2 protein-coding genes and 1 pseudogene are annotated in these 3,547 nt (G+C 64.1%); all 3 read right to left on the minus strand.

What is annotated here, in order from left to right; all coding sequences use genetic code 11:
* Positions 1-734: pseudogene (locus tag PF446_RS04105) on the minus strand (glycoside hydrolase family 31); the annotation flags it as partial.
* 158 nt (positions 735-892) lie between these two features.
* Positions 893-2,461 carry an alpha-amylase family glycosyl hydrolase gene (locus tag PF446_RS04110; RefSeq protein ID WP_298069980.1) on the minus strand — a complete coding sequence of 523 codons (1,569 nt, stop codon included), beginning with the start codon at positions 2,459-2,461 and terminating at the stop codon, positions 893-895.
* Between the two features lie 212 nt (positions 2,462-2,673).
* A partial coding sequence (locus PF446_RS04115) for a tryptophan halogenase family protein (protein WP_298069982.1) occupies positions 2,674-3,547 on the minus strand: 874 nt, incomplete at its 5' end.

Below are 3,547 nucleotides of genomic sequence, written 5' to 3' on the forward strand. Positions count from 1 at the left end.
GAGTTGGTGAAGCCGGTGGCCCACTTCGGGAACAGTTGTGGATGGCCGCTGAGGTCGGCGAGCGACGAGAAAATGGCGTCCGGCCGGCCGCTGATGATGTAGTAGCTCAAGTCCGGGCGAGAGGTGCCTTCAACCGAAACCGAATGATGGCCCACGTCGAAGCTGGCGGTCTTGGTGTCGACCAGCAGCCCGAAACCGCGGGTACTCCAAACGAACGGCGCGCCTGCACCGCCTTCCGGACAGGCCTTGGCGACCTGGTGTCCGCGACGCAGCAGCCCCGTGGTGTCGTGTTCGACCGTGGCGCAGTCGGGTGTCCCGTAGAGCGGCCCTTTCTCGGCGCTGAAACTGTGGATGCCGTACATCGGGGCGTCGCTGGCGTAGTCGAGGTCGAGCTTGTGCTGTGCCAGCTCGGCCAGGTCGGCTTGCCGCAGCAGCCATCGATGATGGATCCGGTCGCTGACCGAAAGCACCAGCGTGCGGGTGTCAAGCGACACGTCGAGCGACGGACTGGTCAGGGTCATGACGTGGCCGTGACGCCGTACCTGAACCTGCACGGCAGCATTGCGCGGTGCGTGGGGAGACATCACCAGCGACGGCGGCGTGGACTTTCCGTCCGGTTCGTAATGCACGTGCAGCACGTTGCCACGCACCAGCCGCAGTTCGATACGGTTTTGGCCCATCTGGACGTCGATGCCGTGGCCCTTCTGTAGCACCTGGACCTGTGGTGCGCTCACGGCAGGCGCCGTGCCGGCCCGGCCCGGGACAGAAACGAGACAGGCGCCCAACCCGAGCAGAGTCAGGGAGGAAACGATGCGGTGCGATACGCGAAAATCCATGGAGATCTCGAGGTCGGGGCGCCAAGTAATGTCTGGCGCGTCATTGCATCAGCGAGTCATTGCACGATGGCGGTGGAGTAGGGCGGCAGGGACAGCAGGTGGCCGTCCAGTTGGACGCCCTTGCGCGTGTGCCGGATCACGTGTGTGAAAGGACCTGCCAGCAGCTTGACCTGCTGCGGCTTCCCGGAAAGGTTGTGCACCACCAGCAGGCGCTGCGCGGCGTCGGCGCGCACGTAGGCGGAGATCGGACCGCGGTCGGCCGGATACGGCGCGATGCTTCCATCGCGCAGCGCAGGCAACTGACGCCGCCAGTGGATCAGGGTGCGGTAGAAGTTCAGCAGCGAATCGGGGCGATCGCGTTCAGCGGCCACCGAAACGTCAGCGGAAGTATTGACGTGATCGGTTTCCCAGCGCGTTTCGCCGGGCGCATCGGCGCTTCGGTCCCAGCGCATCGGCTCGCGAATGTCCGGGTCGGGCTTGGAGCCGCGCATGCCGATCTCCTCGCCGTAATAGACAAACGGGTCGCCGGGCAGGGTCAGCAGCATGGCCGCGGCCATGCGCATGTGTTCGCGGTTGCCATCCAGTTGATCGATCACGCGATCCTGATCGTGGTTGCTCAGGAACGGCGTGTCGGTGGCCGTGCCGTGCGCGGCGCGATCGAAGCGGCGATGCGCGCGCTGCAGCCGTGCGCCGAGGTCCGCACTTCGTTCGCTGGCAGCACTGCCGATCAGGCTGTCGGCGAGGGGGAAGTTGAAGACCGAGGTGAGGGCGGCGTAGTAGGGTGCCAGTTGGATCTCCTGCTCGGCCGAGACCTCGCCGACCAGGAACACCTTTGGATCAACCTTCTTCATGGCCGCGTGGAACTGCTTCCACCAGGCCACGTTTTTCGCAATGGCGTGGGGATTGTCGTCGTCGGACTTGAAGTTGATATAGATGTGTTTGGCCGCGTCCAGGCGGAAACCGTCCACGCCTTGCTTCAGCCAGAACTGACCGACCTTGATCATTTCCCTGCGCACGGCCGGGTTGTCGTAGTTGAGATCGGGCATCTGGGACGTGAACACACCCAGGTAGTGCTGCCCGTCGGGCGCCTTTCGCCAGGCGTGATCGCCCCACGGATTCTCGCGTTTCAGGTTGGCGTGCTTGCCGGCCCACACGTACCAGTCGTGGTAGGGGCTGTTCGGGTTCTGCGCCTTGATGAACCAGGGATTGCGGTTGCTGGTGTGGTTGATCACCAGGTCCATCAGCACCTTGATGCCATCCGCATGCGCGGTTCGCACCAGGTGGCGCAGGTCGTCTATCGTGCCGAACTGCGGGTTGACCGCAAAGTAGTTGGTGACGTCATAGCCGTGGTAGGAGGGCGATGGGTTGATCGGTGTCAGCCAGATGCCGCTCACGCCCAGGGACTTCAGGTACCCCATTTTCTCGGTGATGCCGTTGAGGTCGCCGATGCCGTCGCCGTTTGAGTCGTAGAACGAGCGCACGAAAATCTCGTAGTAGACGCCCGAGGCGGGCGCATGCGCATAGGCAGCGGTGGCGCGGGTCGTCTGCCCGGCGTGGACAGCTGGCGCGGCGGCCAGGAACAGGCTCAGGAAAACGGCGAACAACAGGGAACGGCAATCCGGCATGGCCTACTCCAGGATGCGGGTAAATGTCCAGCGGCGCCTCTGGGGCCCGCCTGACCGTCGTGCGATCGGCATCGCGCGACTCACGTTCTACCTTGCCATGGATCGCACCTTCCGGCGGATATCTGCGCCGTTACGCATACGTATTCATTGCGATCAAGGGCGTGATTCACGGGTGGCGGCGCGACTCGGGCTGGTGCGGTTGGCGACATCACTCAGTGCGGTATCGGGGCCTTGCAGTGGTGATCGATGAATGTTTCGTGCGTGGGCATCTGCTCGGTCGCGCGCCGCACCAGGGCGCGGATGTTGCCAAGAAATTCGTCCAGTTGCGCCTGCGCAAGGCCGTCCGCCAACGGATGGTGGTACTGCGGCACGATACCCTGGCCGATCATCACCTGCAGCCAGCCGACCTCGGTGAACAATTCCTCGCCTTCGCGGAAGATCTGTCCCCCGGCACGGAAGATATCGATTTTGCGGCGCAGGCTTGCGGGCATTTCGATGTGGGCGCAATGCGTCCAGAACGCCGTGTCGCGGCGTTCGCTCGCACGGTAGTGCAGGATCAGGAAGTCGCGGATACGCTCATATTCAAAACGCGTCTGGCGGTTGTACTCGTCGACCAGCGCGGCGTCGAAGTGCCGGTCCGGAAACAATGCCAGCAGCCGGCTTACCGCGGACTGGATCAAGTGGATGCCGGTCGACTCAAGTGGTTCCATGAAGCCTGCGGCCAGGCCAATGGCCACGCAGTTGCGGTTCCAGAAGTGTTTGCGGCAGCCGGTGGTGAAACGCAGTGCGCGCGGGTCTCCGAGCGCCTCGCCTTCCAGATGGGCCAGCAATGTTGCGGTGGCCTGGTCATCGCTGATGAAGTCGCTGCAGTACACGTGGCCGTTGCCGCTGCGGTGCTGCAGCGGGATGCGCCATTGCCAGCCGGCATCGCGTGCGCTGGCCTGGGTAAACGGACGTAGCGGCGCGGCCCGTGCGCTGGCCACGGTCATGGCGCGGTCGCACGGCAGCCAGTGCTGCCAGTTGTCGTAGCCGGTCTTCAGTGCGTCCTCGATCAGCAGGCCGCGAAAACCGGAGCAGTCGATGAAC

It is taken from the genome of Oleiagrimonas sp. (genome assembly GCF_027858935.1).
Taxonomy (GTDB): domain Bacteria; phylum Pseudomonadota; class Gammaproteobacteria; order Xanthomonadales; family Rhodanobacteraceae; genus Oleiagrimonas.

What these genes read in the sequence shown, in the direction of transcription:
- PF446_RS04110 (WP_298069980.1), bottom strand. Translation starts at nt 2,461, where the DNA reads ATGCCGGATTGCCGTTCCCTGTTGTTCGCCGTTTTCCTGAGCCTGTTC.